This is a genomic window from Rathayibacter sp. VKM Ac-2804, assembly GCF_009866655.1.
In the GTDB taxonomy this organism is placed as follows: Bacteria; Actinomycetota; Actinomycetes; order Actinomycetales; family Microbacteriaceae; genus Rathayibacter.
Genome location: NZ_CP047420.1, coordinates 383,254 through 409,064 on the forward strand (window position 1 = coordinate 383,254; position 25,811 = coordinate 409,064).

Genomic DNA, 25,811 nt, shown 5'->3' on the forward strand with positions numbered 1-25,811 from the left:
GCGACTGCTCCGGAGCCGACCCCTCATGACCACTGACGTCCACTTCACCCCCGACACGGACTCGATCGCCGTCCCTCCGGACCGCACCGGGGCGGAGCCGGCGACGCGGCTGTCCCGCGGCGAGATCCTGACGATCTCCGTCCTGGTGTTCTCCGCGTTCGTGGCGTTCCTGTCCGAGATGGTCATCGGGGTCGCGCTGCCGCAGATCATGGTCGACCTGGGGATCACGGCGACGACGGGGCAGTGGCTCACCACCGGCTACGCGCTCACCCTCGCGGTGCTCATCCCGACCTCCGGCTGGGTCATGCAGCGCTTCCACCTGCGGACGATCTTCCTCGTCAGCGTCGGCCTGTTCACCCTCGGCACCGCGATCGCGGCCGTCGCACCCGGCTTCGAGCTGCTGCTCACGGGGCGGATCGTGCAGGCGCTCGGGACGGCCGTGCTGGTCCCGCTGCTGATGACGACGTCCATCGGCCTCGTCGCGCCGTCCCGGCGGGGGCGGATGATGGCGCTGGTCACCGCCGTGACCGCCGTCGCGCCCGCCCTCGGCCCGGCGTTCTCCGGTCTGGTGATGGCGCAGCTGGGCTGGCGGTGGCTGTTCCTCCTCATCCTGCCGCTGTCGATCCTCGGCCTGGTCCTCGGCGCGATCACGATGCCGAACCTCACCACGCCGCGGCGCACCCGGTTCGACTCCCTGTCGCTGCTGCTCTCCGCGATCGGCTTCGGCGCACTCGTCTACGGACTCGCGAGCGCGGGCGAGTCCGCCGGCGAGGGCGTCTCCGCGGCCACCTGGACCGCCCTCCCCCTGGGCGTGGCCGGCATCGCCGCGTTCGTCTGGCGGCAGCTGCGGCTGCAGCGCCGCGACGCCGCGGTCCTCGACCTGCGCATCTTCCGCTACGCCGCGTTCACCCGACCCGTGATCGTCTTCGTGTTCCTGGTGATGGGCGCCTTCAGCCTCGCCACCGTGCTCCCGCTCGTGCTGCAGGAGTCCCTCGGCCTCGGCTCGCTGGAGACGGGACTGCTGATGGTGCCGGGCGGCGCGACGATCGGGATCGTGTCGGTGCTGGTCGGCCGCTGCTACGACCGGCTCGGAGCCCGCGGGCTCGCGATCCCCGGGGCGCTCGTCGTCGCCGCCGGATGGTGCTTCCTGACGACCTTCACCGAGGACACGTCCGTCTGGGTGGTCCTCGCCACGTTCGTGATCATCTGCGCCGGGCAGGCGTTCGCCTGGGTCGCGATCTTCACGATGTCGCTCGGCGCGCTGCCCGGCTCCCTCGCCGGGCACGGCAGCGCGGCGCTCAACACGATCCAGCAGCTCGGTGGCGCGGCCGGTCTCGCCGTGCTCATCGGAGTCCTCAGCGCGACCGCCGGTGGCGCCGATCCCGCCGCGATCGCCGCCGGCGCCCGAGCGGCGTTCACGGTCGGCGCCGCTCTCGCGGTCGTCGCCCTCGTGCTCGCGCTCCTCCTCCCGCGGCACACCCGCACCGCGACCTCTCTTCCCTCCGGAACGGAATCAGCGTGACCACCCCCGACCTCTCCGCGAGCACTCGCCTGCCGGGGCGCGACGTCCTCCTCGGGATGACCCTGACCGACGGCTATGGCAACCTCCACGGCGCGTGGCGGGCGCCCGGGGTCGACCCGGGCGCCTACGCCGACATCGACGTGAGCATCCGGTACGCGCGGTCCGCGGAGCGAGGCCTCTTCGCGTTCCTCTTCACGCCCGACTTCCCGGCCGTGCGCGGCGACCTCGAGCACTCGACGATCAGCAACGTCCTCGACCCGATCGTCTCGCTCACGGCGATCGCCCGGGCGACCGAGCGCATCGGCTTCGTCGCGACGGGGTCGACCACGTTCCAGGAGCCGTTCAACCTGGCCCGGCAGTTCAAGGCGCTCGACGTGATCAGCCACGGCCGCGCCGGCTGGAACGCGGTGACGACGAGCGATCCGGCGGTCGCGGCGAACTACGGCCGTCCGGTCGCGGAGCGCAACGAGCGGTACGAGCGCGCGCACGAGGCGATCCAGATCACCCAGGCGCTCTGGGGCAGCTGGGAGCAGGACGCCTGGCTGAAGGACCAGCCCGGGAACCGCTTCCTCGACCCGGCCAAGCTGCGGCCGATCGACCTGCAGGGGCGGCACGTCGCCTCCCGCGGGCCGCTCGCGATCCCGCCGTCCGAGCAGGGCCAGCCCGTGGTGTTCACCTCGGGCGGCCCGAGCCCGCACCTGCTGTCGATCGCCGGCCGCTACGCCAGCGGCTTCATCGCCGAGGTCTGGACGATCGAGGAGGCCCGCGCGCAGCGGGAGCTCGTGCGTCGGGCCGCGCAGGACGCCGGCCGGGATCCGGACGAGGTCAAGTACTTCGCGGGCCTCATGACGACCGTCGCGCCGACCGTGCGCGAGGGACTCGATCGGCGGATCGCGCTGGCCGGCGACGTGATCGAGGCGCGCCTCTCGCACCTCGGCGCGATGATCGGCGTGCCGCTCTCGCCCGACCGGATCGACGAGCCGCTCTCCGAGCGCGAGCTCGCGGCGGCCCGGCCGTCGCCGGCCGATCCGCGCTCCGGCATCGCCCTCGACGTCGCCCGCCGGGGCTGGTCCCCCCGCGACGTCCTCGCGCACGGCGTGATCGACTACCACCCGACCGTCGTCGGCCCGGGCGCCCTGCACGCGGACCACATCCAGGAGTGGCTGGAGGCCGGCGCGGTCGACGGCTTCTGGATCTCGCCCGACGTCTACGAGGACGGCGTCGACGCCTTCGTCGACGAGGTGGTGCCCCTGCTGCAGCAGCGCGGCCTCTACCCGACCGAGTACCCGGGAGCCACGCTGCGGGAGAACCTCACCGTCCCGCCCCAGTACGGGATCGACCCGCGCCTCTCCGCCTGATCGCCGGCCCGGCTCGGGCAGCGGCTCGTCACGCTCAGCCGAGGTCGTGCGGGTCGCGCCGCCTCAGAGGCCGACCGCGACCCCCGCGAGCTGCTCGACCTGGCGCCAGAGTCGGTCCGCCGCGTCCGCCGGGGGAGCGGCGGTCCGGGTCGGCGGCGCGACGAGGACGGGCGCGCCCCGCAGCCGGCCCCGCGGGGAGACGTACTCGCCGCCCTGCAGCTGCGGATCGGTGAGCGCCCGGACGGCGGACCATGCGGCGGCGTCCTTGCCCTGCGCCCACGGCGTGTACGGATTGCGCTGAGAGGGGGTGGTCGCGTCGCGGATCCCCGGGCGCTCCGGCGTCCTCGCGTCGACGCCCACTCCCGGCCGGGTGACGATCGACGCGACGGGGATCCCCGCGGCCCGCAGCCGGCGGTCGAGCTCGAAGGCCCAGATCTCCGTCGCCGTCTTGGCCTTCGTGTAGGCGCTGATGCCGAGCCGGGGCACGCGGCGCAGGTCGTCGACGCGCATCGGGAACTGCTGGACGAATCCCGTCGACGTGTGCACGATCCGGCTCCGGCCGCCGTGCTCGGCCGCGGTGGCCGCGAGTGCGGGCAGCAGTCGGGCGACCAGCCGCGCCCCGGCGGCGACGTGCGTGCCGAGCAGGAGCGGCAGCCCGTCCTCGGTGACCGCGCGCGGGTCCATGCTCATCGCGCCGCCGTTGAGCAGGACGCCGTCGAGGCGCGGCAGTGCGGCGAGCTCCTCCGCGGCCCGGTCGACGGAGGCGGAGGAGCCGAGCTCGAGGACGACGGTCCGGACCCGGGCGCGCGGGACCGCGCCGCGGAGGGTGTCCGCCGCCCGCCGGAGCTTGCCCTCCGAGCGCGACGCCAGGACGACGTCCGCGCCGGCGCCGGCCAGCTGCTCGGCCGCGAAGTAGCCGATCCCGGCGGTCGCGCCGGTCACGACGACGGTGCGCCCGGTCTGGTCGGGGAGCCGTGCAGTGTCCCAGGTCGGCTGCTCGCTCGTCATGCGGTCCTCGTCTCTCGAAGCGGATGATCTATCCGCATCGGACGATAGCACGAACGGATGGGTCATCCGCTTGCGTAGGATGGGCGCATGGCAGTCCTCCGATCCGACGCGGCGCGGAGCCGCGCGCGCATCCTGGAGGTCGCGCGCACTCATGACCGCGGCACGCTGCGGCTGAACGAGGTCGCCCGCGAGGCCGGGGTCGGCGTCGCCACCGTCTACCGGCACTTCCCGACCGTCCACGCGCTCGTCGAGGCCCTGTCCGCCGACACGCTCGACGCGATGCTCGCCGTCTCGCGCCGCGCCGCCGCGCTGCCCGATCCCGGCGCCGCCCTCGCCGTCTACCTGCGCGAGGCGCTCGACCTCCAGCTGTCGGACGGCGGTCTCCAGGCGGTGCTGCTCTCGCCGGAGGACGAGGCCGCGTCGGTCCGCGCGGCCAAGCGCGAGATCTTCGAGTCGTTCGCCGCCGTGCTCGCGGCGGCGCGCGCCGCGGGCGCCGTCCGCCCGGACCTCACGATCGACCACCTCGAGCACCTCGTCTGCGGCATCGAGCACGCGGTCCGCCTCGGTGCTCCTGGCGACCGGGCGGTGCTGCTCGACGTGCTGCTCGACGGCCTGCGGCCGCGCGCGGTGCAGCAGCCGTGACCTGAGACCCGACCGCCTGAGACGACACCAGAGGAGCCGTCGTGCGCCACATCCCCCGGATCCGGCTCGACCGTCGCATCCCCGTCCCGCCGTTCGCCGACACGGAGGCCTCGGCCGCGTTCCACGGCTCCCTCGCGATCCACCTCGCCGAGCTCGGCCGCGCCTCCGGAGGACCGCACCCGGAGACCCTCGCGGTGTGCGCGCTGGTGAGCGCCGGCCGTGCGGACGCGTCGGCGCTCCCGACTCCGCTCGTGCTCGCGACCGCGCTGCGCACCTTCTTCCCCGCCGGGTGGACACCCGTCACCGTCGTGGAGGCCGCGCGGGAGCTGCTGCCGTCGCGGGACCGGCACTGGTCCGTCGTGCGGGAGGACCGCCTCGCCTACGACGGCGATCCGCGCTGGTCGGCCCGCCGCGACTCCACCGGCCGCTGGAGCTCCGAGTGGAACGAGCGCGGCACCGCGAGCCCCGACACGACCGCCGAGGACGACGACGAGATGGTGCTGCACCTGATGGCGCACCTCACCGACCCGTTCCCCTACCCCTACGCCTGGTCGGGCACCGACGAGGAGTCCGCCCGCCGCCGCGACGACGCGGCCGAGATCGCGCGGGTCTTCGCGCTCGAGCGGCGGCTGCCCTACCTCGCCAGCTGGGCGCAGGACTGAGCTCAGGCGATCGGCCGGCGCGCGGCGACGTCCGCGGCCTGCGCGACTCCGGACCGCCACGGCACCCCGTGCCCCGGCAGCAGCACGGCCGCCCCGGTCGCCGCCAGCACGTCGAGCGATGCGAGCGAGACCGCCGTGTCCGCGGTCGCCGCCCGGGCCACGAGGTGCGGACCGGTCCGGGCGGAGTACGGGTCGAGCGTCACCAGGGCGTCGCCGCCGATCACCGCGCCGCGCTCGGGCAGGTGCAGCGAGACGTGCCCGTCGGTGTGCCCGGGCGTCGCGAGCACGACGGGCGAGCCGGGCACATCGAGGACGGCACCCGATTCTAGGGCGGTCGTGCCGGTGAGCGGAGGGACCCGCAGCGCGCCCGCCCGCGCCATCGCGCCCAGCACCGGGACGGCCGACGGGTGGCGCAGCGGGTACAGCAGCGGCGTGCGCTGCCGGCGGTAGGAGTAGGGGTGCGCGGCGAGCCGGGCGTCGGCGGGGTGCAGCCACACCGGCACGCCGCGCTCGCGCAGCCGCCGCGCGAAGCCGAGGTGGTCGAAGTGCGCGTGCGTGAGCACCAGAGCGTCGATGTCGGCGAGCCCGCGGCCGAGGGCGTGCAGCGTCCGGAGGAGGTGCGGCCAGGTCCCGGGCAGCCCCGCGTCGACGACGGTCAGCCGCCCGCCCTCCTCCAGCAGGAACAGGTTGGTGAACGCGTGCTCGAGCCGGTGCACCCCCTCCACCTCGTGCCGGTGGAGGCTCGGGCCCCCGCGCCGCCGTCCGCCCGTGTACGCGCTCATGCCGCCTCCTGCTCGTCTCCGCCCGGGCGCTCACCCGGGTCCGACGACGGTAGGACGCCCCGCCCCGCGAGCATCAGGGCGTTGACAGCCCCTGCCGATCGAGTGGCCCGCGCGGCGGGCGCATCGAGATCACCGGCGCCGGAACGAACCGGGACCCCGGGCGCACGGCGCGCCAGGGGCGGCGTCGTCCTGGCCATCGGCTCGACAGTGGTCGGCGGGCGATCTATGATCGTCGGTGCAGACCCCCCCGCACACGTGGATAAGGGGGTCTCGCTGTTTAAGTCCGCCTCCCGCGGCACCTGCTACACCTCGCACGGCGCCCTCGACGGATCACGCTCGCTCAGGTGATCGCTGTACCAGCTCCACGCGAACCGGTTGCGGGGGTGCCGCTCGATGTGGGCGTACGCGGACCAGGCGACGAGGTCCGCCATCTGAACGAGCTGGGACGCGCGGGAGTCCAGATGGATCGCATCCTCGATGACTCGGCGTTCCGAGAGCTTCAGGTTCCGATGGGTCGACCGATAGCTCGGGTCACTGCCGTTCCCGTCCATCACGATGATGCCGAGGGACTGCTCGGCGGCGAGCTCTCGTTCCACCCGGGTGACGAGTGCCGCGTAGGTGTCCTGCCGCGTGCGGGCGATGTCCTGCGCCCGGCCTCTCCGCCAGACGGCTCCGACCCGGAGTCCTTCGATCGATCGGAGGGTCTGCAGGCACTCGACGGCGACCTCGCGGCCGAAGTCCTTCCAGTACTCCGCGCCCGAGTGGACGTGCCTCTCCGGGATCCGCTTCGAGATGCGGCCCCGCCCGTTGACGTACTCGGTCGTGTGCAGCTCCTGCACGTGGGGGATCCCGAACTCCCGCCACAGCCGCTTGCGCAGGTCGAGCCAGGTGCGGAGGACTCCGGCCCAGTGGTCGGGAGCGAACTCGATCCAGCCGTAGACGACGAGCCCCGAGGCGGGATGGCCCGAGTCGTCCACGTACATCATCCGATCGAGACGCCCAGGCATCACGCAACCCTAGGCAGCCCCATCGCTTCGGCGGCCCCGAGGCGGGAGCGTCGGCGCCGGATGTCGGGAGGGGGACGGAGCGGACTGACGCGATGCGCTGCGCGGGATGTGGTCGACTCGGAGGAGGCACGATCCCGCGCGCTGCGCGGATCGCAGGAAGGGGGAGACGTGACGGAGTCGACGCGCGCCGGGGGTGCGCCCGCGACCGCCCTGCTGCTGCGGGGGGACGGGCGGTACGCCGATCCGTGGCATTCCTTCGGGGAGACGGCGGCGGCGCTCGCCCGCCTGCTCGCGGCGCGCGGGTGCGAGGTGGAGGTGCGCGGCGACGTCGACCGGGCGCTCGCCGACCTCGGGGCCGGGCGGGTCCCGCTGCCGGGGCTGCTCGTCGTCGACGTCGGGCAGCCGCGGGACGGCGGGGCGAGCCCGCTCGCCGAGGGCGCGGCGGCGCTCGCGCTGCTCGACCGGGCGGCGGTGCCGGTGCTCGGGGTGCACGTCAGCGCGACGAGCTTCGGCGACTCGCCGGAGTGGGCGGCGCTCCTCGGTGGGCGCTGGGTGCGGGGGAGGACGATGCATCCGGAGTACGGACGTGCGAGCGTCGCGATCGAGGCCGGCCATCCGATCAGCAACGGGCTGGACGACTTCGAGGTGGACGACGAGCGCTACTCCTGGCTCGAGGTCGCGCCGGCCGCGCGGATCCTCGCGACGCACGAACACGAGGGGGAGCGGCACCCGATCGCCTGGGCCCTCGCGCGCGAGGGCGGCGGCCGCACCGTGTACGACGCGCTCGGGCACGACGCGGCGTCCTACTCCTCGGCGGGACACCTGCGGCTGCTCGGGCGGGCGCTCGACTGGCTCGGGGTCTGACCGCCGGAATCCGTCGGCCCGCCCGCGTGCCTCAGCGCCCGCCCGCCTCCTCGTCCGCGAGCCGCTGCAGGAAGCGCTCCGACGCCGACGACATCTCGGCCGGGACGTCGAGCGCGGTGAGGTACTCGACGACGGACGCCATCTCGTGGCTGCGGCGGACGGCGTGCTTGCGGCTGCCGGTCTCGTAGCGCTCGATCTTCGCCTCGACGTCACCCGACAGCTGCGCGGCGATCTGCTCGCGCACCCACGGCTCGCAGCCGGCGGCGCGGCCGGCGGTGACGGCCTCGACGACGACCGCCGCGAGGCTCTTCATCAGGACGCTGCGCAGGAGCTTGCGCGAGGTCGCGACGCCGGCCGGGCCGTCGATCCGCTCGACCTCGGCGCCGAGCGCCGACAGCCAGGCCTCGACGTCGGCCGCCGCGGCGCCGCTGACGATGGTCTCGGTCCGCGCGCCCTTCGCGGGCACCGGGCCGAGGATCGCGACGTCGGCGAAGCGGGCGCCCGCGGCGTCGATCACTCGCTCGACCGCCTCCATCGTGGCGGGGGAGGCGGTGGTGAAGTCGGCGTAGACGGCGCCGGTGCGCAGGTGCGGGGCGGCGTCGGCCGCGATCCGCTCGCTCAGCGACGCCGCCGTCAGCACGACGACGAGGTCGGCGGAGGAGACGGCGCTCGCCAGGTCCGCCGTCCGCTCCACCCCCTCGGGAGTGCCGGGCGCGGCCGGGTCGTAGCCCGCCACCGTGTCGCCGTGGGCGGCGGCGGCCGCCGCGTAGAGGGCTCCGGCCTCGCCGAGTCCGATGAATCCGATGCGCATCGCGCGTCCTTCCTTCGCCGGACGCTCGTGCGCTCCGGCTGATCAGCGCTGGAGGGCGTTCGCCGCTCGGCGCAGTTCTGGCACCTGCGCCTCGAGGTGGGCGCGGGAGGTGGTCTCGAGGGGGCCCGAGGCCGAGATCGCGGCGATCACGTCACCGGAGGCGCCCGGCAGGGGCACGCTCACGGCGGCGACGCCGGTCTCGCGTTCGTTGATGGAGATGTGGAAGCCGTCGCGGCGGACCTGCTCGAGCTGCTCGCGCAGCTCCCGGACCGTGATCCGCTCGCCGGCCGCGGTGTCGGTGTCGCCGAGCCCCTCGAGGATCCGGTCGCGCTCGTCCTCCGGCAGGGCGGCCAGGATGTTCTTCCCGGCGCCCACGTGCAGCGGGAGTCGCCGGCCGAGCGGGAGCTGGTAGCGCAGCGGGTCCTGCCCGTCGACGCGGACCGTGAGGATCCGGGAGTCGCCGATCCGCGCGTAGAGCGAGGCGGTCAGACCGGTGCTGCCGGCCAGCTGCTGCAGCACCGGTCGAGCCCGGGCGATCAGAGGGTCGGTGGCGAGGTAGCTGTGCCCCATCCCGAGCGCCGCCGGCCCCAGCCGGTAGAGCCCGTTCTCGGTGGCGACGAGACCGCGGTGCTGCAGCGAGCCGAGGATCCGCAGCACGGTCGCGTTCTGCAGGCCCGAGCCGCGGCTGAGCTCCACCAGCCGCAGCGGGGCGTGGCTGCGCTCGAGGAGCTCGAGCAGGTCGAGCGCGCGGTCGACGCTGCGCACGGTCGAGGCGGACGCGTCCGCGGGAGTCTGGGCCATGGCCACCATTGTCCCGGGCGGCGCTGCCGTCCCCGTCCCCGGTCACGGCCCCGCCAGGATGCTCTTCCGGGTCGCGGTCTCGGTGGCGTGCTTGGCCTCCGCCCGCTCCAGCACGGCCTCGGCCTCGCGGCGCGGGACGACCGCGAGGCCGTCCGAGTCGCCGAGGACGAGGTCGCCGGGGGAGACCACGACCGAGCCGATCGCGACGGGCACGCCGATCCGGAACGGCCCGTTCTTGTAGGGGCCGGCCGGGCTGACCGCGCGGGCGAAGGCCGGGAAGCCCATCTCCTCCAGGTCGTCGACGTCGCGCAGGGCCCCGTCGATCACGATGCCGATGCAGCCGACCTTGCGCAGCCGCTCGCCGATCAGCTCGCCGACGAGCGCGCGGTCCTGCACGCCGTGGCCGTTGACGACGAGCACGTCGCCCGGGCTGAGCCGGCCGATCGCCTCGTGGATGCCGGCGTTGTCGCCGCCGGCGACCTCCACCGTGAAGGCGGGGCCGGCCAGGCGGGCGCCGCGCCAGACGGGGCGGATCGCGGCGTCGACGACGCCGAGGCGGTCCATCGAGTCGCCGACGTTGGCGACGGGGAGGGCGGCGAAGCGCTCGAGGAGGGATCTGTCGGTCATGTCGTTCTCGTTCCGTGTCGAGGGGGCGCCGCCTAGTCGGCGGGCTTCCAGCCGTGGGCGTAGGAGAGGAGGAGCGTCCAGATGCCGAGCACGCCGGCGACGCCGAACGTCCACGGGCTGAGCGCGGCGGAGGCGCCGGAGATCAGCCCGCCGTTCACGACGATCAGGCCGGCGATCTGCAGCAGGACGAGGATCGTGCCGAGCACGAGCATCGTGACGAGGAGGACCACGAAGACGGTGGTCATCACGGAGATGACGCGCTGACGGCCGGGGCCGTGCGGGGAGTCGCGGGGGGCGGTTTGTTCGGACATCAGTGTCTCCAGGACGAGGGCGGGAAAACGGTGGCGGGGCGGACGCGGGCGCGGGCGCGGGCGCGGGCGGGCATCAGTGCGGCACCGGCAGCCAGCCCGGCCCGATGAGGGCGGCGATGAGCAGGATCGGGAGGACGTAGAGCACGATCAGCGGGACGAACGTCTTCACCGGGTTCACCTGCGCGATGCCGGTCGCGATGTAGATCGCGGAGGCACCGGGCGGGGAGGCGCCCTCGGTCGAGGCGGCGACGAGGACGACGCACGCGGCGAGCACCGGATCGACGCCCGAGGCGACGAGGACGCTGAAGCCGATGCCGCCGATCGTGGCGATGGTCGCGGTCGAGCTCAGCGGCCCGGCGACCAGGACGACCATCACGGCGACGATCACCGACATCACGACGGGCGAGGCGTTCAGCCCGTTGAGCACGCTGGAGAGCTGCTCGGCCAGGCCGAGCTCGGTGAGCACGGCACCGCCGGCGAAGGCGAAGACCAGGGTGGCGCCGATGTCGCGGTAGCGGGGCGCCGTCTTCGCGACGAAGCCGTACCACTCCCGGCCCGACTTCGGCAGGCCGCGCCAGCCCAGCGCGGCGGCGAAGAGGCCGAGCAGCACGGGGATCCAGACGATGATGCTGACCGTGTCCATGACGTCCGCGCCGAGCACGCCGATCAGTGCCTCGCCGGTGGGGCCGAGAGTGACGACCACGGGGATGACGATGCCGAGGAAGACGAGCAGCGAGGTCCAGCCGCGGCGGAACGACTTCGCGAACGGCAGGATGTCGGCGGCGGCGACGCGGCCGATCTTGTACTTGCGGACGAAGTAGAAGACGACGATCAGGCGCCAGAGGATGCACCAGGCGGCGGCGGCGAACATCGCGAGCAGCAGCTGGTCGATCGAGATGTACGGCGCGACCGTGGCGGTGCCGATCAGGATGAAGAACGAGGCGCTCGGCGGGATCACGGTGCCGTTGCCCGCGTTCCCGGCGATCAGCGTCGCGGCCACGTGCGGCGGCCAGTTCGAGCGCTTCATCCACGGGATCGCGACCGAGCCCATGGTCGCCGCGTTCGCGGATCCGGAGTGCGCGACCGCGCCGAACAGCGCCGAGCCGACGGTGGCGACGTAGCCCGCCCCGCCACGGAGGCGGCCGAGCAGCGAGTTCAGCAGGTCGACCTGCCGGTCGATGACCCCGGTGGAGGCGAGCAGGAAGCCGATGAAGGTGAAGGCCAGCGCGGCGAACACGATCTCCTGGTCGAAGGCGGCCTGCATGCCGACCAGCACCAGGCGGAGGAAGTCGCCGCCGCCGAAGGCGCAGACGACCAGGAAGCCGACCACCATGGCCTCGCCGATGCCGCGCTTGAGCGCGACGCTCCAGATCACGATGACCGCGATGTACGCGATGAGGGCCCAGACAGCCAACCCCATGGAGTGTTCCTTCCGCTCGTCGTTGAGGGATGCGGAGTTCACTAGGTGAACTCAAAGTTCGTTTTGACGAGTATGGAGGGTCGGTGCGGGAGGGGTCAAGTCGGACGGGTGGTGCACTTCGCCTCCGGCACCCGGGCGATGAATGCGAAGACCGACGCCTCCTTCGACGGCAAGGGCCAAGAGCTGCTGTCCGATCTGCTGCTCGCGGCCGCGGCCGGGAATCGGCCGATCAGCGACGTGCTGCTCTGGCTGACCTCCGTCGAGGACGAGACGCCCGTCGAGCTCCTGCACGACACCGGCTACCCGACGAACGCGCGAGCGGTCCGCGGCATCATGAACACCGCCGACAAGGCCCGGGACGGGATCTACTCGACCGCGCAGGGCATGGCCGTGTGCTTGAAGAGCGCCGCGACCGCCGAATGGGTGAACGCCCGCCCGAACGACACCCGCCCGCAGTTCGTCCCCGAGACGTTCGTCACGTCGACCCAGACGCTGTCCTCGCTGTCGCAGGAGGGCGCCGGCACCGCCGGCCCGCTCGTCACCGCCCTGACCGCCGCGACCATCGAGGCCGCGGAGGAACACGCCGCGCGTTCACGCGGAGGCCGCCTCGCAACGCCGCTCGTCGCCGTTCTCGATGAGGCCGCGAGCGTCTGCCGGTGGAAGGACCTCCCCGACCTGTACTCGCACTACGGCTCCCGCGGAATCCCGATCATGGCCGTGTTCCAGTCCTGGTCCCAGGGCGTCGGCGTGTTCGGCAAGGAGGGCATGCTCAAGCTCTGGTCCGCCGCGAACGTGAAGCTCTACGCGGGCGGAGTCGCGGAAGACGAATTCCTGCGCACCCTCTCCGAGCTGATCGGCACCTACGACAAGGAGACCACCTCCGCCAGCTACAACAAGGGCGTCCGCTCCACCACCTCAGCGCTGCGCCGAGAAAAGATCCTCGAAGTCGCGGACCTCACCAGCATGGGCCGCGGACGCGCGATCATGCTCTCCTCCGGCTCCCGTGCGGCCCTGGTCGACACGGTGCCCTGGTACAACGGCCCGAAGGAGCAGGTCGCCGCGATTAACGCCTCCATCGCCGCGCACGATGCGAGCAGCGGACCGGCGAACGCCGCGCCGGTGTCGCCCGTCGTGACGGTGATGCCCCCGCTCGAGGCGCAGCCGGCGGCGGAGCTCGACGTGGAGCAGGGCTCGGAGAACCGGAGCGCGTGATGAGCGACGAGGACGTGTTCGACGTCGAGCCGGATCCGTTCTCGGCGCCCGCTCGAGTGGTCGACGTGCGACCGGAGCCGGCGCAGGCGGCGGAGGACGAAGTGCCACCGACGTACTTCGGCTCGGCCGACGAGTGGGTGCGGAAGTTCCTCCTGCCCCCCTACCGGCGCCGCGTGACGGCCAAGGGCCAGAACGGCGGAGAGCGGTGGGCAGCCCAGTGGTGGGGCTGCGTGGAGGCGCTGACCCGCATCGAAGCGCTCTGGCGGATGTGGGAGGAAGTTCGCACGAGTCCTGCGGATCTGAGCGCCTACTGGATCAGCCACCTCGACATACACATGAAGGTGCTGCTCTCACACACGGGTCCGTTCGCGACGTCGATGGATGAAAACCGGGCCGGCGACATGCTGCCGTACACCGCACCCCCTATTGGAATGTTCCCACCGGACCAGCTGGGCTGAACGCAGCTCTTGAGACAAGGTGCCAAGCCGCTCCTCGTCAGCATCCGACCATCGCCAGCGCGTATCGATCGCCGGGACCCAGCCCGCCGATGTGTGCCGCATCTACTGTCGGCGCCATAATTTCTGGCCTTTCCGCGGCCGTGTGGCCCAGCCCCAGCGCGTGGCCGAGCTCATGGAGGAGTACGTGTCTGCCGGTTGAGCTCGCGGGGTCGGCCGTGGCGTCGTCGTTGCGGACGAGGATCTGTGCACTGTCGATGATGCCGTTTCCGGACCATTGGGCCCGCGCGACACCGAGGGTGGTCGGCCCGGGGAAAGACATCCCGTCCACCGAGGCGTCGAGGGCGCTGAACCGGAGAGTGATGTCTGCGGAGTCGTCGGTCGCGATGACCAGGTCGAGTCCGGTCGCCTCTCGGAGGACGCTGACCACCTCGTCGAGGGCAGCAGCGGTTGCGGGAGGCACCTGACCGATGGACCCGATCTCGATCCTCGCCTCGCAGGACCAGCGGACGGGTTGACCGTCGACGCGACCGCTGAAGGAGTAGTCGGTTCCTTCGACGACAGTGCTCGCTTCAGGTACTGGAAGCCGCGGCGCCGGAGAGGAAGCGCGGTCGGGCGTCGGCGGGCGTGCGGACGAGGGTGGCGAGATCGAGATCCAGGCCGCCATCGCGAGCGCCAAGCCGAGGAAGACGGCAGTCAACGCGCGCCCGTGAGGAGGGCCGCTACGTGGGCGCCGCGTCCGTCTCGGCCGCCGCTGGCTCGTGGTCCGACGGACCGAGCCGTGTCGGGATCGACGTCGCACTGTTCGAGTCCTTCCGCCCGTGGAACGGCGGCGTATGGGGTGGCGGGGGATGGTGCGCACGGTGGTCCTCTCGGTGGTATCGGGCTTGGGGGTCTTCACGGACCAGATGCACGAGGGCCGCACGCCGAGGGGTCTCGGCGTGCGGCCCTCGTGTCGGGGCGTCAGCTCTTGCGGGCGGCTGCCCACGGGTGGGCGGGCGTGTCCAGGAACCGCTTGTGGTGTGCCTGGCGCAGCTTCTCGAGGGCGGCGAGCCTGTCGAGGCGGTCGATCAAGGGGCTCAGGTCGACGCTGCGCGCGCCGGGGATGCTGACCTTGATAGAGCCGCCGATGATCTGCCCGGTCTCGTTCCGCGTGAGCGTCGGCGTGGTCTTCTCCGGGGGGTCGGCCTGGAGGTTCCCGATGAGCACACGGATGGCGTTGTACGGGAAGTAGCACTCGTCGACGGTCCTCTGAGCGGAGTCGACAGTGCGCGGGAAGTCGCTCGTCTGCAGGTGATCGCGGACCTCCTCGACCTCAGCCAGCTCCGAATGGACGGTGGCGCGGGTCTTGAGATCGTCTTCGAGATCCGCGTCGAGGACCTCCACGAGTCGGTCCCGCTCTCGGGAGGTGGTGCTGCCGTCGCGGGCTTCGGCGAGCCAGGCCAGGGTCGGCATGAGCAGCCCGGTCACGACGGCCAAAGCGACCAAGATCACCAGCGTGCCGAGCTCCGCGTCGCCGAGGGCCACGATCGCGCGGGCGATCATGCCGCCGGTGATCGTGGTCGCCGTGATCGCCGCGATCAGCAGGTACCGGTTACGTGCGCGGTACGCCTTCTCTGCTTCGTGCCGGTTGCCCTCGGCTTCGTCTTCGCGTGCGTGGTTGTGGGCGCGAGCGCTGCCGTGGACCGTGTACGTCTGGCCGAGGATCACGACGACCACGACGGCCATCGCGAAGGTCCATCCCAGCGGATCCACCCACGGCTGCATGAGCGGCACATTCAGGAAAAAAGCCATGAAGGCGGCTAGGCCGACGGCCTCGAGCCAAGGAGCGATGCGCCCGACCAGCATGAGCGCTCGGCTCGTCCGGAGGTGATGGGTCCGCCCGGCGCGGGTGTCGACCCTGATCTTCTCGTTGCTCGTGCCCACGCGCTCGATCGCCTCGGCGTTCGTCATCGTCTCGCCCGACTCGGGCGTGACGACCGGGAGGGTGTCCTCGTCCAGGGCGTCGAGCCCCGCCTTGACGCTCTCGAGGGTGTCGCGCATCTCGTCGAGTTGCGGGTCGATGTCGACGTCCAGCCGTTCCTCGAGCTCCGCGTCACCCGCCTCGATGTACTCGGAGGTGAAGAGGTCGTTCTGGGTAGTGCCGGGTTCACGGAGGTGCGGCGGGAGTCCCTTCGCGGCGCCCTCCTCGTTCGCCGTCCGGGCGAGCACGACGAGCTGCCGGTACATCTGAGGACTCATTCCCTGTGCCCGGGCTTCCCGCTCGGTCAGGGCGGGCTGCCACGGCTTCTCGTCGTCTGCGCCGGGCGTCGAGCCAACGGTGGTGTTGATGGTCATCTGGGTCTCGTTTCTCGTGTGGGTTGGGTCAGGGGGTGGTGAAGGTGATGTCCACGCGGCGGTTCTCGGGGCTTCCCGGGTCGTCCGGGACGGGCTGATCGACGTTCCCGTGGCCGCGACGCGCGAGGATGCGGTCTGCCGGGACACCGAGGCGGTCGATCATCACGGTGTCCGCGATCGTGTCGACGCGGTCCTCGGAGAGGGTCTGGTTCTCGGGCAGCGCGATCGCCGGCCTGCCGTCCCCGTCGAGAGGACCGCTGTAGCTGGTGTGGCCGTCGAGCTCGAAAGTCGCTCCAGCTGCGAGAGCGTTCTCGATGCAGTCGCGCAGAGCCGCGACCGTGCCTTCCTCGTCCAACAGCGTCGGCTCGTTGACCACGAAGAACGCAGAGGGCACCGAGCACGTCGCCCTCTTCGGGTCGGCAGGATCCCCAACGGGCGTGATCGGCAGCGGCGGGACGCTGACGACCGGAGCCTCCGGCCGACCCGACACGTCGGCGGTGTCGACCGCCACGGCGTCGATGAAGCGGACGCTCGACGCCCCACCCCCCTGGAGCACGCCGGTCCAGACGTCGTTGCGGTAGGTGCTCTGCAGGTCGCGGAGCTGCGGCTGCGCACCCGCGGAGGGCACCACGACGAAGGTGACATCGTCGGACACGTTCAGCCGCTCTCCGGAGTCCTTGACGTTCGCCACCACGTCCTCGACCGGCACGGTCCACGCCAGCGACGGGAAGGACACGGGATCGGCGAGGTCGAGTCCGCTGCTGACGATGATCGTGGGGGCGTCCGCGAGCTTGAGCTTGGTGAGGCCGCTGAAGAGGGCGCGGTCCCCGCCGCTGGCCGGGTTGTTGATCGACTTCTCGATCGTGTCGATCTTCTTGTCGATCGCCTCCGCGGCGCGCTCCGGGATGTTTAGGATCGCGCTGTCCTTGGAGTCGTCGACTCGAGGCGTCATGTCGACGACCTCGACGTCGACCGTGCCGTCGGAGTCGACGCGGCTGACCGCGACGCCGGCGCCGGCGAGGCCGTCCTCGTGCAGGAGCTCGATGACCTCCGAGGGCAGCTCAATTTCTGCGTCCGTGGAGATCGGCGCGGTGTAGATGATGTTGTGCGCGATCGGGACCGAGGGCGTCGGTTCGAATACGCCCGTCAGGATTCCGACGCCAGCGAGCACCGCGGCCGTGATGACGCCCGCGAGGGCGAGCCCCACACGACGGGGGGTGAAGCCACTCCGCCCGGCGCGTCCCGCCCGCGAGGACGATCGAGAGCGGCTAGCAGAGGTGCGGCGGGTCGACGACGGGCGGCGACGCGATCGGGAGGAAGACGGACGACGCGCGGGGCGGCGAGACGGTCGGGACATGACTACTCCAGTCGGATTCGGGTGAGGGTCACGCCGCGCGGTCTGCGAGGTCGTGGCGAAGGTGGACGGTGACCGCGCGAAGAGCTGACGGGCGGATGACGGTGCGGGTGTGCACGACGGCGGACAGCACCCTTGACGGCTTCCCCAGGCCGATGACCTGGTGAACTTGCATGCCGACCGCGCGGGCTTCGAGGGCCAGGTGGACGAGTCCGCCGTCGGCGCTGCAGAGCATCACGCGACTGAACCCGGCTCGGCTCAGATGTGCGAGGTCGAGACCGTCGGTGATGCTCAACTCGCCGCCATCGGGGCCGCTACGCACGCGCCGCTGGATGTTCTCGCCCAGGAGCGCGAACCAGACGGTCTTCGCAGCCCGGTGACTCGCTCCGACGATGACCTGGTCGCCGGGCTGGATCACAACGATCTGCGACCGGTAAACGGCGAACCATCGACGCACGTCGTCGACAGAGGCGTTCGGCCCACCGACCTCGTTCTCGATGTCGATCACGTGGAGCGTACGTCGAACGACCGGGACGGAGGCATGTCGCTTCGTCTTCATCTCATGGCCCGTCGACCGCGCGTTACGCATCCGCGATTTCCATTCGCAGACGCACCGTCGATGTACCGGCGAGCTGGTGGGTTGCAAACTGCTCGGCCGCACAGGGCGACACCGCGAGAACAGACCCACGACCACCCTCGGCACCAGAGGCGTCGAGCAGGTCGAAGTGGTACCAGCGGGGCTGCGTCAGCGAGGTTGCCAACAGCTCGTTGAGAGCGTCCATCTCACGTTTCCTTTCACTCCTGGCGACCCGTGCGGCTCGCTCACCTGGAAGGTAGGCGGACCGAAGCGCTGGCGAGCAAGATGCACTGCATGAGATGATTTCGGCCCCTTCGCGACGTCGAATGGCCTCTTCAGACGCCGCCGAACTGCGCAAATCACCAAGACTGCGCCTCGACCAGGAGCGACCATGGCACTCGTCACCCCGGATCAGCTACGGGCCCTGATCGAAGCCCACCGGCAGTTCCTACGCGGAACAAGCCCTCGACCATCCGTGGGGTCTTTAGGACCGCTGGCAGGCCTCGTTCGCGTGCACGACGGCTGGCGCGACGATGGACCAACTCGTACACACGAGCTGTTGGAAGCGATCCTTCGCTCAACGAAGGAAGCACAAGTCGGACGCTTCTACGGCGAAACCACCTTGGCGGATGTCGTCGACGTGCTGTCAGCCCGATGGGGGATCTCTGGACGCTCGCAGGCGACACTACCCGGCACAAGCAACCAGACAGCCCGAAACTGGTCGTCCCGAGTAACTGCAAGTACCCAAGCTCGAGTCTTGGCCACCGAAGCGGCGCTTTCCATCGGGCGCCTAAATAAAGAAGCCAACCCAGACCCCGAACGCTTTACCTATCCAATCGACACGTGGACTCAACCATCATCGATACCGTTCACCATCGCAGCTTCGCTCATAAGCAAAATGCCACATCAGGAGCAATTTAGCTCCGAAGATATAACTCAATTGCTTCGGGCGCGAATCGTAACTCGCCTTCTGGATTACGCCCGCGACGATGACGCCAAGCTATATCGACACGTTTGGCATCGGGTGTTTGCGCCATGGTTTGAGGACGACAGGTACTTCAACACCACTCGGCAGCCAGGAGAAGCGCTGCCTGCGGGAGGAGCACTGCGCCGCGAGACCGAGGCCCTTATTCAGCTGTTTGCGTTTTCGGTAGTGAGCGAATCTGACACAAGATCTCTCGAGCAAGCCGTACAACGCCGAGATGGAGCTAAAGCTTTTGGCCGATCGATTCCCGCATCATACTTTGAGGGCGTCACGCCGATTACAGAACTACTTGAGCCCGCAAACACACGAGGCGCATTCGCCCGTTCAAGACTTGCAGTATTGATGGCTCAATCCCAGATGCCTGCCGAAATAGGCGAATTCGACGTAGCCGGAACCCGAACGGATGACGTCGGCGCCAAAGCACTCCAAGACGCCTACTTTATCCGAAACGCTCCATCGGACACCAAAGCAGAAATGATTCGCAAATATGTCGCCATGCGCCACAATATCAAACCGCCATCGGAACGTAGTATCCAAAATAGGCTGCTCGCGTTAGCAGACCAATCCGTCGGACTCGATGCTGTCGAAACCAGAAACCCGCAACTGCTCGGCTGGGTAGCAGAAGCGACTCATGGCGGCGAGTATTCTGAGATACGTTGGGCATACTCCGCATTCACGACTCGAGACCGCGCCCTTCTCCTCGGAAAAGACGGCGACCGGGAACTCGCTTTAGCTAAATCGATTGAAGCCTGGCGCCACATAGACTGGGTAAGGACCGCGGAACTTTCCACCGACCGACGCGCATTAACGGAGGCCGGCCATCAGATCGCACTAGGTGCCGCGGGAACATGCACAAAGATCGTGGAAGACGCCCTCATCGACCCAGCGACGCGAGACCGAGAAAATATGCAATCACGCATAACGGCCGCGCTCGCCTGGACGTCATACGCCATGAATCAACTTAGTATTCTCGACAGGGCGGACGACACCGCGGGACTTGCAGCCCGGCGGCACCAGGACGGCTACATATCGTCCATCGACTGGAGAATCCAAACTAGAATTATCCGGACACGAGCACTACTCGGTGCATATACAGCAGCCCACTCCGGATTGGCGCAGTGGCTGACAGAACCAAGCCTCGACTCCCTTCGGGCCGCCTACCTTGATATCATTGAGGCTCAAGAAACAAAGGCAAGCACTCGGGTCGACGTCACAAAACTCGCAATTTGGCTCGGATTTCTGTCTAACGGTTTTGTCCCATTCACAAGACACCTCGCGCCCGCACTGAAAGATCTGCACTTTATCGACACAGATCCAGATAGTATCGACGGGGGTTGGGAACTTCGAAGGATGAACTTTAGCGCGGCCTCCGAGTGGCTTTTGGCCAGAAACCAAGACTCAGGCGCACCCCACTGGTTTAGCCCATCCAGTAAGGCTTACGCACTGCTGCAGCGACGTACCGGCGGCCAGTACGAACGATGGTATGTAGGGATGCGCGGCACGGTACGGAGGTCTGTCAACTGATGCATGAGCGACCTGCGCCAAGCCCGAGACCGTTTCGTGGGGGAGCACCCGACCTGAGCGAAGAGGTTAATCACGCTCTGGAGCAAGGCATCACTCTGAGGCGATTCAGCGCCACCGCCTGGGCGTTCGGCAACCAGAACGGGCTGATCGCCGAAGGCGCCGCCGGCGAGACTGACCCCGAGACCCCGGAACAGTCAGTACCGGTCACCGAGTCGACACTGTTCGACCTCGCAAGCCTGACCAAGATTGTGGTTCTGTGGCCTTTGATCGGACATCTTCAATCCACAGACAGGATAAACTTGGACGACAATGTCCAGCACCTGTTGCCTGAAGTGCCGGAATCTCTCAGCAAAGTTACCGTCTTACAGCTTCTAACTCACACTGCGGGTCTCCCCAAAGACGCATTTCCGACATGGCTCGTTTCCCGAACCACCGACGGACTTCGGAAAATCGACCCGACAATCGATCAAAGCACTTTTCTGAACGCAGTGCTCGCGGCCCCTTTAGAGGCACAGCCTGGAGACCGGGTGATATATTCTGATCGCGGCGCTCTGATTCTGGGCCTTATCATCGAGAGAACTCTCGAAACTAGCCTTGCCGCCGCCGCGGACAGATTCATCTGGAAACCGCTCGGGATGTTCGATACGCGCTTCGGTCCATTAAACAGTCAAAATCGGATGCGGGCGGCCGCGACTGTTTCCCCAGCAGGGCTACACCCTAGCCTCACCGGAATTGTTCACGATCCATCGGCGCGACTTATGGGCGGAGTTGCAGCAAACGCGGGAGTATTCTCCACAATCCACGATATTGCGCGATTCGCCCAGAGGGTCGTCATGTCGCACAACATGAACGTTGGCCTTTTGTCAAGCATGGATTCTTCTTGGACTCGCGACAGCCTCACAGTCCTTACCAAGGAGCTTTTACCGGCACGAGGCCTCATGTGGCATCCTGATCCTGATTTCTCAGAATCCGGAACGTGGATGCATAACGGGTATACCGGAACCTCTATCTGGGTCAATCCACAACGGAATCTGTGGGCAGTCCTGCTGACGAATCGGACCTACTCCTCCGACGCACTAACGATGGCTCGAGTCCGTAGGGAGTTCTGGTCGAGCATTCTTCGAACTACTTTGGGCCGAACAGAATAGTCGCAAATTGTTCGCGGACACGACGTATCTCGTCCGAACTAGACGTGAAGTATAGTTTATTTGTCAACATAATCGCCCAACGATCTTGGTCGAAATCTAGCCAGATCGCAGTGCCCGTAAATCCGTAATGTGACCAAGTCGAGACTGACCCACCTTTAGCAGGATGCCAAAACAGCCCTCGCGACGGACAGAGGTCTCCGGTCCGAACGGAAAGCGATAGTTTCAGCCAATCCTGAAAGCCTGGCGAGGTGCGATCTTCACGAAGAATCGATTGAGCAAATTTGCCCATGTCGCCGACGGTCGAGAAAACTCCGGATATTCCCGACACTCCGCTAAGAAGCCGGGCAGAGAAGTCGTGAACAACGCCCTTCAAATGAACCCCAGTGACATCATCTACTGCTGTTGGTGCCGCAGCGGACAACGCTCGACCGCTAAGCGGCCCGAAACACGTCCTACTCATCCCGAAACGACTCCAAATTAGCTCTCGAGCTGCTACATCGAGCGAGGATGAGGTAAGTTCCTCAACAATATACCCAGCGATCAGGGCAGCTCTATCCGTATATCGAACTGTCGATCCAGGTCGGTCGTGAAGAGATTCTCGAAGCACGCCTTTTCGAATTTCCATCGGGTCAGTTCCATACAAAGCCTTCAAATTCGCACGCGGAGGAAGCCCGGCGGTGTGAGAAAGAAGCTGCTCGACCGTCACAACATCGAGTGGGCCGCCGGTCGCATCTTCAAGTAATGACCCTACCGTCGATTTCAAGCTCAGCTTCGAGTTTGACCAGAGGAAGCCTAGTGGTGCCCAGACGGCGACTATCTTCGTGAGACTCGCAATATCGAACACAGTGTCGAAACTTGCCAACCATGACGAATTCGTCGGGTCAGGTTTTCCCAACCCGTCCTCGAAGTACGTGGTGCCACGATCACCCCATGCCCAAACCGCTGACGGGAAGGTACCCGACCCAACGGCTTCAACCAGCAGCCCGGTCGCCGCGCGGGCGCGCCGCTCACGCTCATCAGGGGACATCATTCTCACTTCTCGATGGGGGCCACCAGTTTCGACTATACTTCTAACGTGCCCGACCATCGAGCCTCAGCCCCGAAGGGCGTCGTGGTGTCAAATGACGTGCACTCCACGATACTCTCGTGTCCGAGCTTTCTGAATCGACTTGCCGAGTTGCGTGCGCAAGGTTTTCTAATCGCTGATTCCGGGGACTTCTTCGAGGGTACCGCTGAATACGACCGCTTCCTTGGAGTCCCAGAGATCCTCGCTCTGCAAGGTTTATATGACGTCATCGCTCCGGGTAACCATGGATTCGATCTTTACTTGCGACTGGCCTCTGACGAAGCAGTTCACTTGCCAATTGTCAATTCAAATTTGGCTGGCTGGCCGGGTCCGAGATATTGGATCGACCCTTCAGGTAAGTACCTGTTCACGGGCATCATAGGCAGACAGGCTTTCTCCAGCATTGAGCCACGAAACGATCGGCTTTCATTTATCGAACCCCTCGATACCCTCCAAGTCATTGCCCGCCGTGCGATTGCTTCCGGGCTTCGATTGATTGTATTGAGTCACCAAGGCTTTCAGCGTGACGTCCTACTATCGCAGCAGCTTCACGATCGTGGGTATCCTGCGGTAATTTTTTCCGGACATTGTCATTCCGAAACAAACTACTGGCCTCACCCGAATCCTGTCGTGAAAGGTCCTGAATTGGGGAGAGGTTTCGCTTCACTGGATGACAGAGGGAGAATCGTGGTGGAATCGCTTCCGTTGGGCGGCGACGAGATTGCGCCGCATCCCCTTGTGTCGAGTTATGTGAAGGCATACCGAACTGTAATCGATTCGGAACCCAGTCTCGAGATCGAAATTGATCCCGACGTGGCGGAAGACCGTGAACGATTTACTGGTTGGGTCGTGGATAAGCTGGCGGCATTAAACCCCACGGGCGGCGCCTTCCTCAATCGAGGCAGCGTCCGCGAGTCTCTTCCCAGCTCGACTCATATAACGGCCTCCCAGTTGATCCGGGTTGTGCCTTTCCCAAATGAGCTAGAAATCGTACGCCTATCCGTTGAAGTAGAGAAGGCCATGCAAGTCTTAGGAGAACTCTACGGTGAGTCACTTATTCAAGTAGGTGGCGGTGACACGTATGTCACCACCACTTTCCTAGGCGGTCGACTCTCCGCCAATTCGATCCTCAGGTCGACCCGACCCGTTAACCAATTCGATCTTCGAAGCTTGATACGACAAGAGTTGTCTTCGACCCGGGCGGCCACGTGATACTCACGGGCAGTGAGATTGAACGCCGTGTAGCCGATGGTTCAATAACCCTCGAGCCATTCTCGTCCGATCTGCTCAATCCGAATAGTTACAATTACCGCCTAGGTTCGGAAATATTGATGTCCTCATCCGACACCTTGGATGTGGCAAAATCTGAGCCAGATGAATGGACTAAGCACCGTATTCCGGATGCCGGATTTGTCCTGCGGCCCAAAACGCTCTATCTTGGTCACACGGTCGAAACAATTGGCAGTCTTGAGTATGTGCCGCTTCTTATTGGTCGTTCGTCGATAGGTCGACTAGGACTTTTCCTTCAAATATCGGCTGACCTTGGCCAACTGGGGTCAATTCATCGCTGGACCCTCGAACTAGTTGCAGTCCAGCCGATCCGCGTCTATCCCGGAATGCGCATCGGGCAAGTCTCATTCTGGAAGCCAACCGGACAGATTATGGAATACAACGGCTTCTTTGGCACTATGTCAGAACCAACCGCTACTCCTGGAGGCTACGCTCTCAATGATCCTGACAGGGCACGAAATTAAGAAGCAACTGAGCCATGGTCGGCTGGTGATTGAGCCCTTCACGGCCGACCAGATCAATCCGAACTCGTACGACTTCCGCCTGAGCGACACAGTATTGACTTACGACTCGGAGTTGCTTGATTCGCGTGTCGAGAATTCCACTACAAGCACGGTAATCCCACCGTCTGGCCTGCGTCTCGAGCCGACGAGGGTTTATCTCGCGAGCACCTTCGAGGTGATGGGGTCAGACCATTATGTCCCTATCATTCGCGCCAAGTCGTCCATCGCGAGACTTGGGCTTTTCATTCATGTTACTGCCGATCTGATCGATATAGGGTCCGTCAATCGGTGGACCCTGCAGTTGCACGCCGTTCAACCTCTCATTATCTATCCTGGGATGCTGATCGGACAGGTCACGTTTTGGGAACCAGTTGGCGGTATCTCCTTGTACGACGGCAAATACAAAGGATCCATGTCAGCGATGGCGTCACTAGCTTATAAGGATTTTCTGACCTCGTGAATATTCTGTCAGGAATTGATCTGCCCGGCGATCTCGTCTGTGGGAGTTTCATGATTGCGCAAGACATCTATGAACAATCGAGGGAACGAGGCGATGACGTTCGCTTCTTCGTCCTGAAGTCGACAGCTGGCAGCCCGCTCGTCGCAGGGGCTATCGAGCTAGATGTCGCGAAGTCTGATGGCTCAGACTATGTCAACGCTTTACGAAGTGCGATCGAGTTTCAACTGGCTGGTTGGTCGCCAGATGTCATTCATTTGCACCACCTCGCTTACGGGATGGCCCAGGCGTTGTCGATGTTGCCTTTTTCGGCACCACGATTAGCATTCGCGCATGGCACCGACGTGTACGACGCTATTCGAGATGAAGAGGCCCGGTCGCTTGCAGGCCGTATCGCAAAATCATCGGACCAGGTCGTCTTTCCTACGGTTTCGCTAGTTCGAGATGCAATTGAGACCGGAATCCAATTGGACCCGCGGCGCGTGGTGATCGCCCCCTGGGGAGTACCCGATGCGATCGGGCAACCAGAATATCGATCCCTTGAAAACTCAAAGCAAGTTATCGTTGCCTCGAGGTTTACTGCAAATAAGGACATTCAGACTGTTGTTGAGGCGGCTGCTCTGTTACCTCCCGAGATTTCTGTCAGTATCATTGGCGAAGGAAGGGAGAGGGAAACGCTGTTGAAAATTCGTGACGATTTGGCTCTCGAAGACAGGGTGATGATTGAGCCTATGATGCCTCGAGTGAGTCTTTGGCGACGCATGAGAGCAGCAACAGTCGCTGTGTTTCCAACGAGAGAGACAGAAGCCTTCGGCCTATTCGGCGTCGAGTGTCAGGTTCAGGGTTTACCGGTAATCACGAGCGACCTGCCTGTCTTCGGCGAGGTATTCGGTGGAAGTGTTGAGCGATTTCGGGCTGGCGACCCAGCGGATCTCGCGAGGGTCATCACGAGTACGGTTGAATCTGACACCAAGTTGCGCGCGCTGTCCGCGGCAGGCCTGGTCAATGCTCGTCGTTACCAGCTATCGTCAAAATTGAAGGACCTTCTATCGCTGAGCGACGCACTCGTGAGCCGAAAGTGATTGCTC

At 66.9% G+C, this 25,811-nt stretch carries 27 protein-coding genes; 13 read left to right on the plus strand and 14 right to left on the minus strand.

What is annotated here, in order from left to right:
• The first annotated feature begins 25 nt into the window (after positions 1-25).
• Both GTU73_RS01765 and GTU73_RS01770 read left to right on the plus strand, forming a co-directional pair.
• Complete coding sequence (locus GTU73_RS01765; protein WP_160086439.1) at positions 26-1,522, plus strand: DHA2 family efflux MFS transporter permease subunit; 1,497 nt, start codon at positions 26-28, stop codon at positions 1,520-1,522.
• Positions 1,519-2,880, plus strand: a complete 1,362-nt coding sequence (locus GTU73_RS01770) for an NtaA/DmoA family FMN-dependent monooxygenase (RefSeq protein WP_244231733.1) — start codon at positions 1,519-1,521, stop codon at positions 2,878-2,880. Before GTU73_RS01765 ends, GTU73_RS01770 begins: the two co-directional genes overlap by 4 nt.
• A gap of 63 nt (positions 2,881-2,943) precedes the next feature.
• On the opposite strand, the gene GTU73_RS01775 is transcribed toward GTU73_RS01770, so the two are convergent.
• Positions 2,944-3,888: an SDR family NAD(P)-dependent oxidoreductase gene (locus GTU73_RS01775; protein WP_160086441.1), complete on the minus strand. Its 945-nt coding sequence runs from the start codon at positions 3,886-3,888 to the stop codon at positions 2,944-2,946.
• Between the two features lie 87 nt (positions 3,889-3,975).
• Between GTU73_RS01775 and GTU73_RS01780 the strand changes: the two genes are divergently transcribed.
• Both GTU73_RS01780 and GTU73_RS01785 read left to right on the plus strand, forming a co-directional pair.
• Positions 3,976-4,530 carry a TetR family transcriptional regulator gene (locus tag GTU73_RS01780; RefSeq protein WP_160086443.1) on the plus strand — a complete coding sequence of 185 codons (555 nt, stop codon included), beginning with the start codon at positions 3,976-3,978 and terminating at the stop codon, positions 4,528-4,530.
• 41 nt (positions 4,531-4,571) lie between these two features.
• Positions 4,572-5,192, plus strand: coding sequence for a hypothetical protein (locus GTU73_RS01785; RefSeq protein WP_160086445.1), 621 nt, complete (start codon positions 4,572-4,574; stop codon positions 5,190-5,192).
• Positions 5,193-5,194: 2 nt separating this feature from the next.
• Here GTU73_RS01785 and GTU73_RS01790 read toward each other — a convergent pair whose 3' ends face one another.
• Both GTU73_RS01790 and GTU73_RS01795 read right to left on the minus strand, forming a co-directional pair.
• Positions 5,195-5,974 (minus strand): MBL fold metallo-hydrolase, encoded by a 780-nt coding sequence (locus GTU73_RS01790; RefSeq protein WP_160086447.1) that lies wholly within the window; start codon positions 5,972-5,974, stop codon positions 5,195-5,197.
• A 302-nt stretch (positions 5,975-6,276) separates the two neighbouring features.
• Complete coding sequence (locus tag GTU73_RS01795; protein ID WP_160086449.1) at positions 6,277-6,981, minus strand: DUF3800 domain-containing protein; 705 nt, start codon at positions 6,979-6,981, stop codon at positions 6,277-6,279.
• 168 nt (positions 6,982-7,149) lie between these two features.
• Here GTU73_RS01795 and GTU73_RS01800 point away from each other — a divergent pair, with 168 nt between their 5' ends.
• Positions 7,150-7,845, plus strand: coding sequence for a ThuA domain-containing protein (locus GTU73_RS01800; protein WP_160086451.1), 696 nt, complete (start codon positions 7,150-7,152; stop codon positions 7,843-7,845).
• Between the two features lie 31 nt (positions 7,846-7,876).
• Here the strand turns inward: GTU73_RS01800 and GTU73_RS01805 are convergent, their stop codons facing one another.
• The 5 genes from GTU73_RS01805 to GTU73_RS01825 all read right to left on the minus strand — a co-directional run bounded on the left by GTU73_RS01805 (position 7,877) and on the right by GTU73_RS01825 (position 11,815).
• On the minus strand, positions 7,877-8,656 hold the full coding sequence (locus GTU73_RS01805; protein WP_160086453.1) for an NAD(P)-binding domain-containing protein: 780 nt from the start codon (positions 8,654-8,656) through the stop codon (positions 7,877-7,879).
• A gap of 42 nt (positions 8,657-8,698) precedes the next feature.
• The gene (locus GTU73_RS01810) at positions 8,699-9,457 is read right to left on the minus strand and encodes an IclR family transcriptional regulator (protein WP_160086455.1); all 759 of its coding nucleotides are present in this window, start codon (positions 9,455-9,457) and stop codon (positions 8,699-8,701) included.
• A gap of 42 nt (positions 9,458-9,499) precedes the next feature.
• Positions 9,500-10,084, minus strand: a complete 585-nt coding sequence (locus GTU73_RS01815; protein ID WP_160086457.1) for a methyltransferase — start codon at positions 10,082-10,084, stop codon at positions 9,500-9,502.
• Between the two features lie 32 nt (positions 10,085-10,116).
• Positions 10,117-10,395 carry a hypothetical protein gene (locus GTU73_RS01820; RefSeq protein WP_160086459.1) on the minus strand — a complete coding sequence of 93 codons (279 nt, stop codon included), beginning with the start codon at positions 10,393-10,395 and terminating at the stop codon, positions 10,117-10,119.
• Between the two features lie 73 nt (positions 10,396-10,468).
• On the minus strand, positions 10,469-11,815 hold the full coding sequence (locus GTU73_RS01825; protein WP_160086461.1) for a TRAP transporter large permease subunit: 1,347 nt from the start codon (positions 11,813-11,815) through the stop codon (positions 10,469-10,471).
• Between the two features lie 108 nt (positions 11,816-11,923).
• Here GTU73_RS01825 and GTU73_RS01830 point away from each other — a divergent pair, with 108 nt between their 5' ends.
• Together GTU73_RS01830 and GTU73_RS01835 are read left to right on the plus strand one after the other, a co-directional pair.
• On the plus strand, positions 11,924-13,027 hold the full coding sequence (locus tag GTU73_RS01830; protein ID WP_160086463.1) for a TraM recognition domain-containing protein: 1,104 nt from the start codon (positions 11,924-11,926) through the stop codon (positions 13,025-13,027).
• Positions 13,027-13,485, plus strand: coding sequence for a DUF4913 domain-containing protein (locus GTU73_RS01835; RefSeq protein WP_160086465.1), 459 nt, complete (start codon positions 13,027-13,029; stop codon positions 13,483-13,485). Before GTU73_RS01830 ends, GTU73_RS01835 begins: the two co-directional genes overlap by 1 nt.
• Positions 13,486-13,522: 37 nt before the next feature.
• On the opposite strand, the gene GTU73_RS01840 is transcribed toward GTU73_RS01835, so the two are convergent.
• The 5 genes from GTU73_RS01840 to GTU73_RS01860 all read right to left on the minus strand — a co-directional run bounded on the left by GTU73_RS01840 (position 13,523) and on the right by GTU73_RS01860 (position 17,955).
• Complete coding sequence (locus GTU73_RS01840) at positions 13,523-14,182, minus strand: matrixin family metalloprotease (protein ID WP_160086467.1); 660 nt, start codon at positions 14,180-14,182, stop codon at positions 13,523-13,525.
• Between the two features lie 263 nt (positions 14,183-14,445).
• Complete coding sequence (locus GTU73_RS01845; protein WP_160086469.1) at positions 14,446-15,966, minus strand: hypothetical protein; 1,521 nt, start codon at positions 15,964-15,966, stop codon at positions 14,446-14,448.
• Positions 15,848-17,026 (minus strand): hypothetical protein, encoded by a 1,179-nt coding sequence (locus GTU73_RS01850; RefSeq protein WP_160086471.1) that lies wholly within the window; start codon positions 17,024-17,026, stop codon positions 15,848-15,850. The genes GTU73_RS01845 and GTU73_RS01850 overlap by 119 nt, the downstream gene beginning before the upstream one ends.
• A gap of 178 nt (positions 17,027-17,204) precedes the next feature.
• Positions 17,205-17,681, minus strand: coding sequence for a hypothetical protein (locus GTU73_RS01855; RefSeq protein ID WP_123734491.1), 477 nt, complete (start codon positions 17,679-17,681; stop codon positions 17,205-17,207).
• A 73-nt stretch (positions 17,682-17,754) separates the two neighbouring features.
• On the minus strand, positions 17,755-17,955 hold the full coding sequence (locus GTU73_RS01860) for a hypothetical protein (RefSeq protein WP_160086473.1): 201 nt from the start codon (positions 17,953-17,955) through the stop codon (positions 17,755-17,757).
• A gap of 186 nt (positions 17,956-18,141) precedes the next feature.
• On the opposite strand from GTU73_RS01860, the gene GTU73_RS01865 reads away from it, so the two are divergent.
• On the plus strand, positions 18,142-20,259 hold the full coding sequence (locus GTU73_RS01865; protein WP_160086475.1) for a hypothetical protein: 2,118 nt from the start codon (positions 18,142-18,144) through the stop codon (positions 20,257-20,259).
• Positions 20,259-21,407 carry a serine hydrolase domain-containing protein gene (locus GTU73_RS01870; protein WP_160086477.1) on the plus strand — a complete coding sequence of 383 codons (1,149 nt, stop codon included), beginning with the start codon at positions 20,259-20,261 and terminating at the stop codon, positions 21,405-21,407. The genes GTU73_RS01865 and GTU73_RS01870 overlap by 1 nt, the downstream gene beginning before the upstream one ends.
• On the opposite strand, the gene GTU73_RS01875 is transcribed toward GTU73_RS01870, so the two are convergent.
• Positions 21,385-22,437, minus strand: coding sequence for a serine hydrolase domain-containing protein (locus GTU73_RS01875; RefSeq protein ID WP_160086479.1), 1,053 nt, complete (start codon positions 22,435-22,437; stop codon positions 21,385-21,387). The genes GTU73_RS01870 and GTU73_RS01875 overlap by 23 nt on opposite strands.
• An 84-nt stretch (positions 22,438-22,521) precedes the next feature.
• Here GTU73_RS01875 and GTU73_RS01880 point away from each other — a divergent pair, with 84 nt between their 5' ends.
• The 4 genes from GTU73_RS01880 to GTU73_RS01895 all read left to right on the plus strand — a co-directional run bounded on the left by GTU73_RS01880 (position 22,522) and on the right by GTU73_RS01895 (position 25,805).
• Positions 22,522-23,685: a hypothetical protein gene (locus GTU73_RS01880; protein ID WP_160086481.1), complete on the plus strand. Its 1,164-nt coding sequence runs from the start codon at positions 22,522-22,524 to the stop codon at positions 23,683-23,685.
• A gap of 119 nt (positions 23,686-23,804) precedes the next feature.
• Positions 23,805-24,227 (plus strand): hypothetical protein, encoded by a 423-nt coding sequence (locus GTU73_RS01885; RefSeq protein WP_244231734.1) that lies wholly within the window; start codon positions 23,805-23,807, stop codon positions 24,225-24,227.
• A complete protein-coding gene (locus GTU73_RS01890; RefSeq protein WP_160086485.1) occupies positions 24,202-24,726 on the plus strand; it encodes a 2'-deoxycytidine 5'-triphosphate deaminase in 525 nt (174 codons plus the stop codon). Before GTU73_RS01885 ends, GTU73_RS01890 begins: the two co-directional genes overlap by 26 nt.
• The gene (locus GTU73_RS01895) at positions 24,723-25,805 is read left to right on the plus strand and encodes a glycosyltransferase family 4 protein (RefSeq protein ID WP_160086487.1); all 1,083 of its coding nucleotides are present in this window, start codon (positions 24,723-24,725) and stop codon (positions 25,803-25,805) included. The genes GTU73_RS01890 and GTU73_RS01895 overlap by 4 nt, the downstream gene beginning before the upstream one ends.
• Positions 25,806-25,811 lie beyond the last annotated feature (6 nt).

Coding starts and splice junctions, on each gene's coding strand:
- GTU73_RS01870 (WP_160086477.1), top strand. CDS start 20,259: ATGCATGAGCGACCTGCGCCAAGCCCGAGACCGTTTCGTGGGGGAGCA.
- GTU73_RS01820 (WP_160086459.1), bottom strand. CDS start 10,395: ATGTCCGAACAAACCGCCCCCCGCGACTCCCCGCACGGCCCCGGCCGT.
- GTU73_RS01865 (WP_160086475.1), top strand. CDS start 18,142: ATGGCACTCGTCACCCCGGATCAGCTACGGGCCCTGATCGAAGCCCAC.
- GTU73_RS01790 (WP_160086447.1), bottom strand. CDS start 5,974: ATGAGCGCGTACACGGGCGGACGGCGGCGCGGGGGCCCGAGCCTCCAC.
- GTU73_RS01815 (WP_160086457.1), bottom strand. CDS start 10,084: ATGACCGACAGATCCCTCCTCGAGCGCTTCGCCGCCCTCCCCGTCGCC.
- GTU73_RS01810 (WP_160086455.1), bottom strand. CDS start 9,457: ATGGCCCAGACTCCCGCGGACGCGTCCGCCTCGACCGTGCGCAGCGTC.
- GTU73_RS01780 (WP_160086443.1), top strand. CDS start 3,976: ATGGCAGTCCTCCGATCCGACGCGGCGCGGAGCCGCGCGCGCATCCTG.
- GTU73_RS01835 (WP_160086465.1), top strand. CDS start 13,027: ATGAGCGACGAGGACGTGTTCGACGTCGAGCCGGATCCGTTCTCGGCG.
- GTU73_RS01795 (WP_160086449.1), bottom strand. CDS start 6,981: ATGCCTGGGCGTCTCGATCGGATGATGTACGTGGACGACTCGGGCCAT.
- GTU73_RS01775 (WP_160086441.1), bottom strand. CDS start 3,888: ATGACGAGCGAGCAGCCGACCTGGGACACTGCACGGCTCCCCGACCAG.
- GTU73_RS01885 (WP_244231734.1), top strand. CDS start 23,805: ATGTCCTCATCCGACACCTTGGATGTGGCAAAATCTGAGCCAGATGAA.
- GTU73_RS01765 (WP_160086439.1), top strand. CDS start 26: ATGACCACTGACGTCCACTTCACCCCCGACACGGACTCGATCGCCGTC.
- GTU73_RS01825 (WP_160086461.1), bottom strand. CDS start 11,815: ATGGGGTTGGCTGTCTGGGCCCTCATCGCGTACATCGCGGTCATCGTG.
- GTU73_RS01860 (WP_160086473.1), bottom strand. CDS start 17,955: ATGGACGCTCTCAACGAGCTGTTGGCAACCTCGCTGACGCAGCCCCGC.
- GTU73_RS01890 (WP_160086485.1), top strand. CDS start 24,202: ATGATCCTGACAGGGCACGAAATTAAGAAGCAACTGAGCCATGGTCGG.
- GTU73_RS01875 (WP_160086479.1), bottom strand. CDS start 22,437: ATGATGTCCCCTGATGAGCGTGAGCGGCGCGCCCGCGCGGCGACCGGG.
- GTU73_RS01805 (WP_160086453.1), bottom strand. CDS start 8,656: ATGCGCATCGGATTCATCGGACTCGGCGAGGCCGGAGCCCTCTACGCG.